Annotated in this window: 16 protein-coding genes; 5 read left to right on the top strand and 11 right to left on the bottom strand. The window is 72.0% G+C overall.

Translation table 11 applies throughout. From position 1 onward, the window contains the following. Window positions 1–45 precede the first annotated feature (45 nt). Window positions 46–777: a helix-turn-helix domain-containing protein gene (locus ACIBNE_RS23745; protein WP_399274627.1), complete on the top strand. Its 732-nt coding sequence runs from the start codon at window positions 46–48 to the stop codon at window positions 775–777. Between the two features lie 90 nt (window positions 778–867). Here the strand turns inward: ACIBNE_RS23745 and ACIBNE_RS23750 are convergent, their stop codons facing one another. From ACIBNE_RS23750 to ACIBNE_RS23765, 4 genes are all read right to left on the bottom strand, one after another. Next, entirely contained in the window at window positions 868–1320 is a 453-nt protein-coding gene (locus tag ACIBNE_RS23750; protein WP_399274629.1) for a lamin tail domain-containing protein, read from the bottom strand. A 130-nt stretch (window positions 1321–1450) separates the two neighbouring features. Then, window positions 1451–1951, bottom strand: coding sequence for a nucleoside deaminase (locus ACIBNE_RS23755; protein ID WP_399274631.1), 501 nt, complete (start codon window positions 1949–1951; stop codon window positions 1451–1453). A 96-nt stretch (window positions 1952–2047) separates the two neighbouring features. After that, window positions 2048–2518, bottom strand: coding sequence for a cyanase (gene cynS / locus ACIBNE_RS23760; protein WP_399274633.1), 471 nt, complete (start codon window positions 2516–2518; stop codon window positions 2048–2050). Window positions 2519–2660: 142 nt separating this feature from the next. Continuing rightward, window positions 2661–3263, bottom strand: a complete 603-nt coding sequence (locus ACIBNE_RS23765; protein ID WP_399274635.1) for a carbonic anhydrase — start codon at window positions 3261–3263, stop codon at window positions 2661–2663. A gap of 125 nt (window positions 3264–3388) precedes the next feature. Between ACIBNE_RS23765 and cynR the strand changes: the two genes are divergently transcribed. Together cynR and ACIBNE_RS23775 are read left to right on the top strand one after the other, a co-directional pair. Beyond that, complete coding sequence (gene cynR, locus ACIBNE_RS23770; RefSeq protein WP_399274637.1) at window positions 3389–4318, top strand: transcriptional regulator CynR; 930 nt, start codon at window positions 3389–3391, stop codon at window positions 4316–4318. Window positions 4319–4404: 86 nt separating this feature from the next. After that, window positions 4405–4641, top strand: coding sequence for a hypothetical protein (locus ACIBNE_RS23775; RefSeq protein ID WP_399274639.1), 237 nt, complete (start codon window positions 4405–4407; stop codon window positions 4639–4641). Between the two features lie 84 nt (window positions 4642–4725). Here ACIBNE_RS23775 and ACIBNE_RS23780 read toward each other — a convergent pair whose 3' ends face one another. The 7 genes from ACIBNE_RS23780 to ACIBNE_RS23810 all read right to left on the bottom strand — a co-directional run bounded on the left by ACIBNE_RS23780 (window position 4726) and on the right by ACIBNE_RS23810 (window position 11983). Continuing rightward, window positions 4726–4899, bottom strand: a complete 174-nt coding sequence (locus tag ACIBNE_RS23780; RefSeq protein ID WP_399274641.1) for a hypothetical protein — start codon at window positions 4897–4899, stop codon at window positions 4726–4728. A gap of 109 nt (window positions 4900–5008) precedes the next feature. Further along, complete coding sequence (locus ACIBNE_RS23785; RefSeq protein WP_399274643.1) at window positions 5009–6442, bottom strand: lamin tail domain-containing protein; 1434 nt, start codon at window positions 6440–6442, stop codon at window positions 5009–5011. Between the two features lie 217 nt (window positions 6443–6659). Continuing rightward, window positions 6660–7682, bottom strand: a complete 1023-nt coding sequence (locus ACIBNE_RS23790; RefSeq protein WP_399274645.1) for a L,D-transpeptidase — start codon at window positions 7680–7682, stop codon at window positions 6660–6662. Between the two features lie 150 nt (window positions 7683–7832). Further along, on the bottom strand, window positions 7833–8474 hold the full coding sequence (locus ACIBNE_RS23795; RefSeq protein ID WP_399274646.1) for a M23 family metallopeptidase: 642 nt from the start codon (window positions 8472–8474) through the stop codon (window positions 7833–7835). A 113-nt stretch (window positions 8475–8587) separates the two neighbouring features. Further along, window positions 8588–9847 carry a dienelactone hydrolase family protein gene (locus ACIBNE_RS23800; protein ID WP_399274648.1) on the bottom strand — a complete coding sequence of 420 codons (1260 nt, stop codon included), beginning with the start codon at window positions 9845–9847 and terminating at the stop codon, window positions 8588–8590. A gap of 181 nt (window positions 9848–10028) precedes the next feature. Further along, complete coding sequence (locus tag ACIBNE_RS23805) at window positions 10029–11012, bottom strand: alpha/beta hydrolase (protein WP_399274650.1); 984 nt, start codon at window positions 11010–11012, stop codon at window positions 10029–10031. Then, window positions 11009–11983: a zinc-binding dehydrogenase gene (locus tag ACIBNE_RS23810; RefSeq protein ID WP_399274652.1), complete on the bottom strand. Its 975-nt coding sequence runs from the start codon at window positions 11981–11983 to the stop codon at window positions 11009–11011. Before ACIBNE_RS23810 ends, ACIBNE_RS23805 begins: the two co-directional genes overlap by 4 nt. Window positions 11984–12111: 128 nt before the next feature. Between ACIBNE_RS23810 and ACIBNE_RS23815 the strand changes: the two genes are divergently transcribed. Together ACIBNE_RS23815 and ACIBNE_RS23820 are read left to right on the top strand one after the other, a co-directional pair. Continuing rightward, entirely contained in the window at window positions 12112–13134 is a 1023-nt protein-coding gene (locus ACIBNE_RS23815) for a LysR family transcriptional regulator (protein ID WP_399274654.1), read from the top strand. Between the two features lie 257 nt (window positions 13135–13391). Beyond that, window positions 13392–14237, top strand: coding sequence for an MHYT domain-containing protein (locus ACIBNE_RS23820; RefSeq protein WP_399274656.1), 846 nt, complete (start codon window positions 13392–13394; stop codon window positions 14235–14237). Window positions 14238–14585 lie beyond the last annotated feature (348 nt).

The raw sequence follows: 14585 nt of genomic DNA on the forward strand, positions 1-14585 counted from the left end.
AGCCGCTCGGGGCCCTTCGGCCGCGGCCCGGCGTATCCTTCGCGCGTGGAACTGAGCTTCGAGGCACGCCAATCCGATTCGCCGTGGGTCGACACGGTGTGGACCTGCACGAGCGAGCGGGTCACGACGATGACGTCGGTCGCGGGGGTGCGCTGGGGCCTGGTGTTCTGGGAGTGGGACGGCCGGGGGTACGCGAGCGTCACCGGTCCCGAGACCCGGACCGGTACGTCGCCGGTGCCGGAGGGGGCGGTCTTCACGGGCATCGAGTTCGCCGTGGGCACGTCGTTGCGGGCCGTGCCCACGTCCTCGTTGGTCGACGGCGGGATCGAGCTGCCCGTCACCGGGCGCGGGACCTTCCAACTGGACGGCGTGCGGTGCGAGATGGCCGGTGCGGACGACGCCGAGGCACTGGTCGGACGGCTCGTCGGGGCCGGGATCGTGGTCCGTGACCCGCTGGTCGCCGAAGTGCTGCGCGGACACCGGCCGTCGGCCGTATCGGACCGTACGGTCGAGCGCCGGTTCCGTGCCGCGACGGGCCTGACGCAGGGCGCCGTACGGCAGATCGAGCGGGCCCGCACCGCGGCGGAGATGCTGGCGACCGGCACCCCGGCCGCCGACGTCGTCGCCGGCCTCGACTACTTCGACGAGCCGCACCTGGCGCGGGCACTGCGCGCCTACATCGGACGCACCGCCGGGCAGTTGCGCGGGGGCCTCTGCGAGGCGATCGCCCTCGACCTTGACTGCGTCCTCGACGCGAGCCGGTGCGTGACGCCGTAGCCCGGCCTCACGAGGTTCTCGACCGACCGACCGGCCGCGACAACGGAGGCGCCCCTGTGTTGAGGCGCCTCCGGGTCGGCCTGGCCGAGGTCAGCACATGACGTAGTCGTACCTGGTGGAGTTGTACGAGCAGGCGTCGACGCGGGCGCCGTTGGACTTCTTCAGCGTCGCGGTGTCCCTGTCGTTGTTCCACACGTACCAGGAGCGGCCCTGGTAGAGGTTGGTGGCGGTGTTCGTGCCCTTGCCGGTGCGGACCGTCACGGTCTTGCCCTTGCCCAGGGTGTACGCGCCGAAGGTGTACACGTGCCGGGACGCGTCGACCAGGGTCCAGCCGCGCAGGCTGACGGCTGCGTTCGTGGTGTTGCGGATCTGGACGTACTCCGCGTTGAGGCTGGTCCTGGAGCCGCGGTCCGAGCCGGGGCTGTCGTAGTAGATCTTGTACAGATGAACCGATCCGGCGGCGTGCGCGGGCGTGGGCAGGACTATGAGCCCGGCCAGCGCCGCCATGGTGGCAGCGGCGGCCAGTGAGCCAGTACGAGACATGGAGATCCCTTGCGTTCAGGGCCGGGCACCCCCCTTGAACCGGGCCCGGCAGACGGCCAGGATAGGCCGCCGGCGACGGACTTTCAGACGAACGCCTGTTACTGGCGGGAGAGCCGCGGAGAAAGCCGGGTCACCCGGCGGTGGGGGCACCCGGGACGCGGCGCTCGCCGCCGTTGCGCTCCTGCCAGAACCGGTACACCTCGACGGCGTCCTCCCGCTCCTCGTAACGCATCGGCATCCGGCGCTCCTGCCAGGGCTTGGCGATCTCGTCGTAGAACGTGGCGAGCTCGAAGTACTTGCGGTCGTCCACGTAGTGGGGCTCGTAGGCGTCGCGGGTGGTGAGGAAGACGACCTCGTCCGGGGAGCAGTAGTAGAGCGACCCCAGGCACATCGGGCAGGGGTGCGCGAGTACGTAGATGGTGGCGCCGGTCAGGTGCTCGGTGCCGAGCTTGGTGCAGGCGTCGCGGATGGCGAGGATCTCCGCGTGGGCGGTGGGGTCGCCGGTCTGGGCGACCTTGTTGGGGCTCTCGGCGAGGATCTCGCCGTCCTTGACGATGACGGTCGCGAACGGGCGGCCGCCCTCGGCGACGTTCTGGCGGGCGATGTCGACGGTGCGCTGGACGAAGTCCATGGAGGTCCTCCGGAGGCGGGCGGGGCGGGGCCGCCGGTCGGCGGCCCCGCGAAGACGAGTGGGGTTCGGGGGGCTACGGCTCCGTAGCGACGCGGGTCAGAAGGGCTTGGTCGGCAGGTACTTGCCGTCCAGTGTGATGACGGCGCGCTCGCCGCCCTCGGGGTCGGCGACCTTCCGCACGTCGAGCCTGAAGTTGATCGCCGAGATGATGCCGTCGCCGAACTGCTCGTGGACCAGGGCCTTGAGGGTCGTGCCGTAGACCTGGAGCATCTCGTAGAAGCGGTACATGGTCGGGTCGGTCGGGATCCGGTTCGGCATCGAGCCGCGTACCGGGACGGTCTGGAGCAGCAGCGCCGCATCGTCGCCAAGATCCAGCAGGTCGGCGACCGCCTTGGCGGACCCCTCGGGCAGCGGGTGCTGGCCGAGGACGGCGGCGGTGGTGAAGGCCACCGACAGGCCGGAGGCGTCGGCGATCCGCTGCCAGGTGAGGTCCTTGACGATCTTGGCCTCCACGGCCTTGGCGGCCAGGGCCTCGCGGGCGGTCGGGTCCAACTGGGCGTGCACCATGGTCGGTACGTCCTTTTCTCGGGTGTGCCGCTTCACGGACAACGAACAGGGGTGGGTGGAGCGGCGGGTGAACGGGGGTGTTCGAGGGCGTTCGGGGGGGCTTCCCGCGGGCGGACGCGGGCGGAAGTCCGGTCGGCGGGGGTCAGGCCGCGAGCGGTGCGGTGCGGCCGACGGCGGCTGCGGCGGTCAGGTCTTCGACGCGGCCGGTGGGGATGTCGTAGACCCAGCCGTGCAGTGCGACTTCCTCCGCCGCCAGGGCGTGGGCCACCGAGGGGTGCGTGGCCAGGTTCGCCAGCTGGGCCAGCACGTTCTGCCGCACCAGGGCGGGTACGTCGCCGCGGGTCGCGGTGCGGGCCCGGGAGGCGTCCGCGTGCCGCAGCCAGGTGGCGACCGCCGGGGCGCCGCTGAGGTCGTGCCCCTCGGCGATGGCGGTCATCGCGCCGCACGCCGAGTGGCCGCAGACGACGACGTCCCGCACGCCCAGTACGGCGACGGCGTACTCGATGCTCGCCGCGATCCCGTCGGCGCCGGGGGTGTGGGCGGGCACGAGGTTGCCCGCGGTACGGATGACGAACAGGTCGCCCGGCTCGGTGCCGGTGATCAGCTCGGGGACGACACGGGCGTCCGAGCAGCCGATGAACAGCGTGTGCGGCGCGTGGTGCGTGGCCAGACGGGCGAAGAGCTCCGCCTTGGCCGGGAAGACGTCCCGCTGGAAACGGGCGACGCCGTCGGCGAGATCCTGCATGGTCACTCCCTCCGGGTGGTGACCGACCCCTGTGGGCCGGTGAGATCAACCATGCATGACCTGCTTTTATAGTGTCCAAGAGCTGATACCGATAGAGGTCATTGATGACATCTATAGTTCGTTCCATGGCTGCTCTCGAACTGCGTCACCTGCGCTATCTGCTCGCCGTGGCCGAACACGGCAACTTCACCCGCGCCGCCGAGGAGCTGCACGTCTCGCAGCCCACGCTCTCCCAGCAGATCAAGCAGCTGGAGCGGACGCTGGGCGTGCAGTTGCTGGACCGTACGGGCCGTGCGGTGCGGCTCACCGACGCCGGAGCCGTCTACACCGACCACGCCCGGCGCGCGCTGCGCGACCTGGCCGCGGCCGAGCGCGCCGTCCACGACGTCCAGGACCTCTCCCGCGGCCATCTGCGCCTGGGGGTCACCCCCACGTTCACCGCCTATCTGGTCGGCCCGCTCACCGCCGAGCTCCACGCCCGCCACCCCGGTGTCGGCCTCACCCTGGCGGAGATGCCGCAGGACCGCATCGAGGCCGCCCTGCTCGCCGACGACCTCGATCTCGGCATCGCCTTCGCCGGAGCCCACCTCCCGGGCATCGCCGCGACCGCGCTGTTCACCGAGACGCTCAGCCTCGTCACCGGCGTTCCGCGCACCCCCGCGACGCCGGTCCCCCTACCGGTGCGCGACCTCAGGGACGAACAACTCGCCCTGCTCAGCGGCGACTTCGCCACGCGCGGCCACATCGACGCCTACTTCGAGCGGCACCGAGCCGCGCCGCGCATCACGGTCGAGGCCAACTCCATCCAGGCACTCACCGAAATCGTCCAGCGCACCGGCCTGGCCACCGTCCTGCCCGAGGCCATCACGCACGACCACCCCCGCCTCACGCCCGTCCCCCTCGACCCTCCCCTGCCCACCCGTACCGTCGCCCTCCTGCACCGCGAGGGCGCGTACCGCACCGCGGTGGCCCGCGCCTTCACCGGGCTCACGCACGACCTGGTCCGCGCCCGCGGCTACGCGCCCGCCCCGCGAACCGCCGGGCCGACGCCGTAGGCCACAGGGCCCGGCGCTCCGCCGATCGCCCTGTCGATGGGGTGAACAGGCATGTCCCCCGGTACGCACCGGTCGTTGCCCCGGACATGAAGAAGATCACCGCTACCGTCGTGCTCGCCCTCGCGAGCCTCGCCCTCGCCACTCCCGCCCACGCGGACGACGACACCGACTTCGGCCCCGGCGTCAACGCCGCCAACAACTGGAACTTCACCGCCGCCGCCGTGTGCTTCCAGGAACTCGCCGTGGTCCCCGTCGGCGGCGCCTGGAACGGCAACACCGTCAACCACTGCGTCAACGGCAACGTCCTCGACCACGCGTCCTGACCACCCCCACAACGCGCACGCTCCGGGCGCCATGCGTCCCGGAGCGTGCGGTGGGGTGCGGCTCCGCGCGAGCCGTCACCGGGGTTACTTGATGACCTCGACCTTCTTGTCACCCGCGGTCGCCTGGACGACCCACTTCACCGTGCCCGTCTCGCGGTCGCTCGCCGTGGCGGAGTCGCTGCCGAAGGGCGCGGCGGCGAGGGCGAGGGCAGCGGCGGCGACTGCGGCGAGAGCGGTCACGGCAATGGCGTTCTTCATGAACTTCCTCCCATGGGTGGCGCAATGTTGTGAAGGTGCAGTGAACCTATCGTGTGACAGGCGTTCTTGGAATGGGAGAAGTGGATCACTTGGGCCCGTGGTGCGGGTGTCAGCAGGAGATGCTGCCCCTGCGCAGGGCGTGCCCGCCGTCGTTGGCGTCGTCGGCCCAGTAGACGGGCTTCGAACCGGCCACGCATTCGCCGCCGCCCGCGAGGGCGAAGCCCTCGTTGTTGTAGTTGGGCATGCCGCTGGGGCGCTTGTGGACGGCGTTGACCGCGAAGGCGCCGGTGGCATTGATCTTCAGGGTGCGGTGCTGGCCGTCGCAGTTGTCGTCGCAGACCGCCCACAGGCGCGCGGCCTGCGGCTCCCACTGGAGTTCCATCACCGCGGACATGCCGCTGCCGAAGGACGCGACGCGGGTGTACGCGCCCGAGTCGGCGAGGACGTACCCGTGGATCGTGCCGGTGCCCTCGACGCCGACGAAGAAGACGCCGCCGCTGTGGGCCGCGTAGCGGGCCGGGTCGTAGGCCGCGCCGGTCGAGGCGTCCTTGAAGCCCGCGCCGGTGAGGTAGGTGTCGGGGATCCAGGTGATCCCCTCGAAGCCGAGGTTGGAGCCGGTCCTGGGCAGGTCCGAGGTGAGGTTCCACTCCTTGGACGCGGTCAGCGTCGTACCGGAGCCGCCTACGGCGTACTTCAGCACCGACAGACGGCTGGTGCCGGAAGCGTCGTCGTTGCGCTCGCTGGCGACGAACGCCCCGCCGGCCGAGCCCGAGCCGGTGAAGGTGACGCCCTCGCCGTCGGGGCTGCCAGAGCCGCCGGGGAAGCGCAGCTTCTTGCCGGAGGACCAGCCGCCGGCCGTGTCCGGCTTCCATCCGCCGGAACCGTTGCGCACCAGCCGCCACAGCTTTCCGCTGTTCTGCGCGCCCCACAGCACGTCGCCCTCCTGGTACAGGCCGCTGAGGTCCTCGCCGAACACGTTGGAGCCGTCCGCGGTCGCCACGCTGCCGCTGCCGGGCCACGCCACCGGCGTCGTCGAGCCGCCGTCTCCGCCGCTGGTACCGCACTTGTTGGGGCCGCCGAGGGTCACCGCCGCGGCCTGCTTGAAGCCGCCCGTACCGTCGGAACAGCGCGACCAGGACGGGTCGGAGTGCTCGCTCCAGGAGAAGCTGTCCACCGGGGTCCTGCCGTCCGCGAGGAAGAGCCGCGCCTTGTCAGCGGAGCCCAGGCCGAACTTCCCCTGGACGTCGAAGGCCCGGTAGCCGCCGGGTCCGAGCGTGGTCCCCGAGGCGATCTTGTACGTGTGGCTGTTGTCGTCGTCCTTCAGGACCCAGCCCGACACGTCGACCGCGGCGGTGCCCTTGTTGTACAGCTCGATCGAGTCGTTGACGTCGCCCGTGGTCACCACCTCGTTGACGCGGACGTCGTCGGCCGGGGCCGCGTGGGCCACCGGCGCTCCGGTCAGGGTGCCGGTGGCCAGCAGGGGCGCGGCGACGAGGATGCGGGCGAGAACACGACGCCGGCGGCGGGCGGTCGATGAGGTCACGGAGGTTCCGTCCTGACATTGTCACGGGCAGGGCGGGCCGAGATTCCCCGTCCAGGGCGAACGGGGCTCGTCCGCCGAGGAAGACTGCCCGCGAACGGCAGGCGAAATCCTGTGCCGCTTCCGGCGGCGAAGGCGCCCGCACACAAGGCGGGTTGGCCGTGCGCCCCGGCCCCGCCCCTCTCAAGGGGGCGGGGCCGGGGCGCGTTCCGGTCTCCGCTCACTTCGCGTTGAGCGGTGTGTCGAGGTCCCAGGTGACGGGGATCTCGTTCTGCCCGAACGCCTCGGCGATCAACGCGTCGTCCCGCTTGTCCTGCTCGGCGTACGGGTCGCCGGTGACCAGGGCCCGGGTGGGCTTGCGGCCGTGGATGTACAGGCGGTCGCCTACCTCCAACAGTTTGAAGAGCCGTTTCGCGTCCTTGACGTACATGTTCACGCAGCCGCCCGAGCCGGACTTGAACAGGTCCTTGTAGGTCCCGTGCAGGGCCTGGCCGCCGTTGAAGAACTGCGAGTACGGCATCGGGGCGCCGTCGTAGATCGTCGAGAAGAAGGTCCGCTTCTTCTGGTAGACGCGCTGCCAGCCCGTCCGCGTCTCCAGGCCCTTGCGCCCCGAGCGGATCGGGACCGGCGAGAAGACCACCTTCTTGCCCTTCTGCACCCAAAGGATCTGCCTCGTCAGATCGACGCAGGTCACGCGGTAGCGGCGCACGGGGCAGCGTTTGCGCGCGTTGGGGTTCTTGCGGACGTCGTCGACGAGCATCAGGCGGTACGTCTTGAGGTCCGGGTAGCCGTTCGCGGGCGAGATGTGCAGCCGCTTCTGGAGCTTGCGGATCGCCACGCAGTCGGCGGGTGACATCCGGCCGTCCTGCTTGAGCTTCAGCCGCTTCTCCAGGTCCCACTGGTACGGGCCCGTCGAAGCCGTGCACGCCGCCGGGCGCTTCTTCTTCGGCTTGGGCTTGGTGTTGTGCTTGGCCTTGGCCGGGCGTACGGGTTTCTTCTTGGGCTTCTTCTTGAGCCCGGCCTTGGCGGGGCGCGCGGGCTTCTTCTTCGGCTTGGGCGCGGGCCTCTCGGGCGCCCCGGGCCGTTCCGGGAGCGTCCGTGCCGTCTCGCTCCGCGCCGTCTCGCTCCGCACCGTACCGTTCCGCGGCACGCTCTCGTCGGCGACCGCGGCGGGTATCCCGGACGCGAGGAGTGCACCGAGTACAACGGTGCCCATCGCCGTCCGTATCCCTAGAGTCGCCATGTACCGCTCCTTGCTTCGGTCCGACACCGCTTCCGTCCCTCCCAGCAAGCCCCCTGCCCGCCCGGGAGGCCAACGCCGGGTGGGCCATGTGCCGCAGCCGCCCACCCTGAAGGCTGACCCCGGACCCGGCCGCCGCCGTCGGATGCCGCGTCACCTCAGACGGACGCCGTGCCGGGCCAGGTACGCCACCGGGTCGATGTCCGACCCGTAGGGCCGCCGCGCCCGGATCTCCAGGTGGAGGTGCGGACCGGTCGAGCGGCCCGTACTGCCGCTGTGCCCCAGCCGGGCTCCCGCGCGCACGCTCCCGCCCTTGCGCACGGAGATCCGGGAGAGGTGGGCGTAGATGGCGTAACGGCCGTCGCGCATGCGCACGGTCACCGCGTTGCCGTAGTCCCCCGAACGGCGCGCGAGGACCACGACGCCCGCCCCCACGGCGTGCACGGGGGTGCCGTGCGGCACCGCGAGGTCGATTCCGGTGTGGCGGCCCGCCAGCCAGTCGCCGGGGACGCCGTAGCGCGTGGTGACGCGGTAGCGCCTGCGCAGCGGTCTGGCGAACTTGCCCGGCGGGCCGTACCTCTCCTGCGGCAGTGCCGGCGCGTCCGGCACCTCGACGTCGGCGCGCGCGAGGTCCGCTTCGAACCGCGGATCGTGGCCGGTCGCCGCGCAGTCGTCGTCCTGCGCGGCGGCGGCCGTTTCGGGGAGGGCCGTCCCGACCAGCAGACCTGCGGCCGCGCCCAGTACCGCGCGCCGTCCCATCCGAGTGTCGGGTGGCCCGACTATGAACTCGTCCATGACCGCCACCTCACCCGGACGGAGCGACGACCGCACGTCCGAGGGGCCCGACCGGGGTAGTCGCCTGGGCCCCTCGAACGGTGGAACGGCGGTGCGCCAGGCCGCGGCGCCCGTCAGATGTCCCCGTCGGGATTCTTGTTGATCCGCAGGTTCTTCGGAATCGCGGGGAGGATGCGCCGTGTGGAGACCAGCTCGGGGATCCGCTCCGGACGCGTGTAGGTCTGCCGGTCGGTCCTGACGAACGTGACGACCGGACCGCCCTTCCTCAGGTTGCCGCCCTTCGGGGCCGCGCCGTTCAGGGCGGGCAGCCGGTAGGTCCTGGCCTTGAACAGCGCGTCGCACAGGAAGGCCGCGGTCAGCTGGGCGACCTGTGCCCGCGCGACCACCGGCTTGGCGATCCTGGCCGCCCGGCAGCCGCCGAGCCGACCGTCGTCGTCGCGGGTCGAGACGAGGTTGGAGTTGAGCATGCGGTGACCGGTCCCCGCGACCAGGACGTCGGCGGCGACCCCCGTCCTCCGGGACTTGGCCAGCGCCTTCATCGTGTCCCGCCCCGCGTCGGACCCGGTGTCCTCGTCGCACGCGCCGCGGATGTTGAGCACCGGCACCCGGTGCGTCGCCGGCTCCCCGCCCACGGCGGGCTCGACGGCCACGGCACCGAAGAGACCGGCGCGCCCGGCCGCCTTGGGCCCGAGGACGTAGCCGCCGCCCCTGCTGTGGCCGACCAGCCCCACCCGGGACGTGTCGATCCGCCCCCGCACCCCCTTGATCCTCAGACCGTGGTCGATGCCCCTGTTGAGGTCGGCGAGCAGCCGCAGGTGCGCGTCGACGAGTTTCGTGTAGCCCTTCTCCGGGTCGGTCTCGCCGCCCCACCAGACCTCGGGGGACAGTACGTCGATGGAGACCGCGACGAAGCCCTTGCGGGTCAGCGACTGGACCATGTACGACAGGCCCACGTCGTTGCGGAGGTAGTCGGGGCCGACTCCGGGAGTCGCCTTCGGCTTCTTCGGGTCCGCGCACACCAGCGGCCACCGCGTCTTCACCACGCGCCGGGCGACGCCGGGCGTCCTGCCCACGGTGACGCAGTTGGGGTGCAGCCCGTGCAGGACCACGACGACGGGACGGGGCCCCTGCCCCCGGGGCATGCCGAGGACCCCGTGCACCTGGCTCGGGTTTCCTCCCTTGCGGTCGTGGGTGATCTTCAGGAGGCCGGGGGCGAGCCGGTAGCCGGTCAGGAAGGACCGGCCGCTCGTGGTCATGGGGGCGCCCGGGGCCGAGGGGGCGGCGGAGGCCACGGGGGCGAAGGAGGTCGCGGACAGCGCGAGGGCGGTTGTCGCGGCGAGCAGGCTCAGCGGACGCGGGCGGGAGGTCGTCATGGCCTGGATGGTAGGGAATCAGACGTTTCGTTCCGGTGATACGAGCAGTCCGGTACGACGTGTCGGCCGCGCGAGGGTTCCGGCGGCCGTGACCGGCCCCCGGTCACCGGTCGCATGCCCCCGATGCCCCCGATGCCCCCGGTGGCGAGGACGGTCTTCCCCGTGCGGTGGTTCGGGCCGGTCATCCCGCCAGAGCGTGCGCGATGTGGTCCGCGAGGCGGGGCAGCCAGTCGGCTCGCGCGTTCCCGAGGAGGTGGTCGCCGTGCGGGACGCGGAGGTAGGTGCCGTGCGGCGCCAGACGCGCCAGGCGCTCGCCGTTCGTCACTCCGGGGATGACGTCCTGGCCGCCGTCCACGACCAGCAGCGGGGCCGCGATGCGGGGCGCCAGGGCGGCGAGGTCCACTTCGCGCACGAACGCGCGGGCCGCGTCCGCTCCCCCGGCACGCCGGGCCATGATGTCGCGTACGGGCGGAGGAAGTTGCTCCCAGTCGAGACGGAAGGGGCCGCTGACGGTGGCCACGGCCGCCGCACGCGGCTCCAGCGCGGCGGACCGGGCCGCGAAGTAGCCGCCCAGGCTCAGCCCGACGAGCCCGACGCGCTGGGCGCCGAGTGCGTCGACGACCCGGCTCACGACCCGCTCGTAGTCCGGTACGAAGGTCGTGGTGGCCGCGAGCGCACCCTGCCCCGGGCCGTCCATCGCGAACACCGCCAGCCCTCTGGCCAGCAGCGCGGACACCAGGTCGAGGAACTCCTCCTTGGCCGAGTCCAGGCCGGGGACGACGATCACGGTCCCCGGTGCGTCGGCGGGGCCGCGCAGCCAGCCGGTGAACCCCTCGCCGCTCAGCCGCCGCGCGCCGGGCTCCAGCACGGTGAGGGCCTCGCCCAAGGCGCGGTCCGCCTCCTCCGCGGCGCGCCGCGCTTCCTCGTACGGCGCCAGTGTGGCCAGGTGGAACCACCGGGCCGCCATCAGGAGGTGCGCACCCGCCGAGAGGGGCGACGCCGCGTCCCGCGCGCGCTGGAGGTGGCCGTGTGCGGCGCGGACGAAGGACGGCCCCCAGTCGGTGACGTGGGCGAGGCCGTCGGTGACGCGCCGGTATTCGTGCGGGTCCACGCCCGCGCCGGTGGCACGGGTCCACTGGGCCGCGGCGAACTCCGCGACGTTCATCGTGCTCCTCCTGGAATCCGTGCGGCTGTGGAACGTCGTGCTTCCGCGGCTGGTCGCGTCCCTCCGACGAGCAGGACCGCCTTGCCGCGTATCCGGCGCTCCCTCAGGTCGATCAGGGTGTCGGCGGTCTCCTCCCAAGGGGCGGTGCGGCCGATCTCCGGGTGCAGCCTGCCCTGTTCGACGAGACTCACCAGTGCGGTGAGGTCGGGGCCGTAAGGGGCGCCCGCGTAGTGGAAGTGCTGGATCGTGACGCGTTCGGGGCCGCCGAGGAGTTGGAAGAAGTCCAACGTGACCGGGGCGCGACCGGCTTGGCCGAACCAGACGAGCAGGCCGCCGGGACGCACCTTCAACAGGGCGGCGTGCAGGTCGGGCCCGCCTATGGACTCCAGCACGACGTCGAACGGGCCCCGCGCGGCCGCGACCTCGTGCACCACGCGCGCGCCCAGCTCCGCGAGCCGCGCGCCCCGCTCCGGCGTGGCCGTCACCGCCGTCAGCTCGGCCCCGCCGGCCACCGCCAGCTCGGTGACGAAGTGGCCGACGCCGCCCGACGCACCCGTCAGCAGCACCCGCCGGCCGACCAGGGAACCCGCCGTGCGCAGCAGCCGCAGGGCGGTGATTCCGGCCAGGGGCAGGGCCGCCGCCCGTACGCGGTCGACGCCGTCCGGGAGCACCGCGAGCGAGTGGGTGGGCACGGCCGCGTACTCGGCCCAGCCGCCCTGCGGCGGGTGCCCGACCACCCGGGCGCCGATGGCCGGACCCGATCCGTCGGCCGCCGCCTGTACGACGAGCCCCGCGACGTCCTTGCCGGGCAGCAGCCCCGGCCGGGGGTGTTCGAGGAGGAACGTCTCGCCCCTGTTCGGGGCGAACGCCTCGACCTTGACCAGCGCCTCGTCGGGCTCCGGTACGGGCTGGGGGACCTCGTCGAAGGCGACCGGGCTCGCCGGGTCCCCCGTGGGAATCAGTCTTCGCATGGAGGCGATGCAACTCCACGGCCCGCCCCGTGATCCAACAACGGACGGGCAAGACCGACAACCTTTGGTTGTCACCTCAGGTGAGGGTCCGGTGAGGGCCGTGGAAGCGTGGATCTAGGGTGAGGGCCATGGATCTCGACGTGGCGCACGTGCGTGCTTTCGTGCGCACCGCCGAGGAACTGCACTTCGGGCGGGCGGCGGGGACGCTCGCGATTTCCCAGCAGGCGCTGTCCAAGAGGATCGCGCGGCTTGAGTCCCTGCTCGGCACCGCGCTGTTCCTGCGCGGCGGGAACGGGGTGCGCCTCACCGGGGCAGGGGAGCGCTTCCTCGCCCCCGCCCGGCGGACCGTGGCCGCCGCCGATGCGGCGGTCGCGGCGGTGGTCGGGGTGGGGGCGGAACGACCGCTGCGCGCGGACGTGTGGGGGCACCTCTACGCGCCGATGCGGACGCTGGCGCAGGTAGCAGGACAGACGAAAGGCGCGGAGCGGGCGCGGGACACAGGGCGGGCGCAGGACGAAGGGCGGGCGCAGGTTGCCGGGCAGGCGCAGAACGCAGGGTGGGCCGGGGAGCTGGCGCTGGGGCACGGGCGCGATCTGCCGTCGGTGGCTTCGGCACTGCTGCGCGGCGACGTCGACGCGGCTTTCGGCCGGGTCCATCCTCCGCTGCCCGCCGGGCTGACACACCGCCTCGTACGCCTCGAACCGGTGGACGCCGTGCTGAGCGCGGACCATCCGCTCGCGGCCGAACCGGTGCTGCGGCCCGACCAGTTGCGCGACAGCGTGCTGTGGGCGCCGGGGGCGCTCGACCGGCTCGACTTCCTGCACCGGTTCGCCGACCGGTTCGGCATCCGGAACACCGCCACGAGCGTCAACCTGGGGCTCGCCCACTTCCTCGCCGAGGTGGCGGCTCGCCCCCGGCGATTCTCGCTGGTTCCCGCCGACGTACCGCTGCCCGAGGTCCCCGGCCTGCGCTCGGTCCCCCTGGCGGACCCCACGCCGCTGTACGCGTGGTCGTTACTGTGGCGCTCGGGGAACGCGCATCCGGGGCTGGTGGACCTCGCCGCCGCCTGTGCCGAGGAGGCAGGGCGGAGCCGGTGGCTGGAATACGACCCGACCCGGGACTGGCTGCCCGAACCACCCGCGAGCGGATGACAGTACTGCAAAATCACATATTTACTCGACCGGGAGCGACGCCCCCCGCACGGGATCCCGATATTCCGCAACAGCGTTCGGCCGCCGCCCCGTTGATCCCGCACGCCGCCGCGTCGCCCCGCCCCGCCGGCCCGCCCCCACGGACTCCGTGGCTTTCACGCGTACATCTGGCTTAAAACCACCGGTTAGGGTGACCTATCCCCCTGGGGTGACTTTCCCCCACCTCCCCCACAACTAGATACATAAGGTCTTCCCGCATGCACGGCACGATCGACGGCTTCTACTACGGCCTGGTCACTCCCATTTCCGGCTACCTCATGGCGTTCCTGGGCGCCGCTCTGGGGCTGCGCTGCACGGTCCGCTCGCTGCGGACCGACCGCTCGTGGAAACCGGCCTGGCTGGCGCTGGGTGCGGCGTCCATCGGCTGCGGCATCTGGACCATGCACTTCATCGCCATGCTCGGCTTCCGGGTCGACCAGGTCTCCATCAGCTACGACGCACCGCTGACCGTCCTCAGCCTCCTGGTGGCCGTCGTGGTCGTGGCCATCGGCATCTTCACCGTCGGCTACCGCGGCACCGCTCCGCGCGTACTGCTCAGCGCGGGCGTGCTGACCGGCGCCGGGGTCGCGGCGATGCACTACCTGGGCATGTCCGCGATGCAGATGCACGCCCGCGTCGACTACGACCCGACCGTCGTCGCCCTGTCGATCGTCATCGCCGTCGTCGCGGCGACCGCCGCGCTGTGGGCCGCCGTGTCCATTCGCGGGTTCCGCGCCAGCCTGGGCGCCAGCGTCATCATGGGCCTGGCCGTGACCGGCATGCACTACACCGGCATGGCCGCCGTCAGCGTCCGCGTCCACGAGCACTCCGTGGGCGCCACCCTCAAGGGCGCCCAGGCCCTGGAGATGCTGCCCATGCTCATCGGCCCGCTCAGTTTCCTGGTCGTCGCGGGCGCCATCGTGATGTTCGATCCCCTGCTGATCATGGGCGACGACGAGCCGCACCGCGCCGGGGGCGGCACCGGCCCCGCCCACGGCAGGACGACGCCGGTGGACGAGACCCGGACGGCACCCCAAGCGCCGCTTTCCGGGTCGCGGTACTGACACGGAGGATCCGTACTGACGCGGGGAATCCGTACTGACACGGAGGATCCGTTCCGCCACCAGCTCGACCGGCCCCGACGGGGCCGGTCGAGTTCTGCTTTCCAGCCGTGGAAACCCCCGGACGGGAAGAGACGGGGCGGGAAGGGGCGTTGCCCCGCGCGAGCCGACCGGCTTGTGATAGACCGTACGGCACAACTCACGCGTCACGTTGAGTCAGTTGGCGGTCACGCAGCCGGATCGGCCGTACTGGGAGGTGCCTTCGAGTGGTCGCGTCGAGCAGTTCCGTACTGTCTACGAGAGCAGTCGCCCACGCGTCGCGCGCGACGGGTGCGTCTCCCTGACGCGGCC

It is taken from the genome of Streptomyces sp. NPDC050504 (genome assembly GCF_044458065.1).
In the GTDB taxonomy this organism is placed as follows: domain Bacteria; phylum Actinomycetota; class Actinomycetes; order Streptomycetales; family Streptomycetaceae; genus Streptomyces.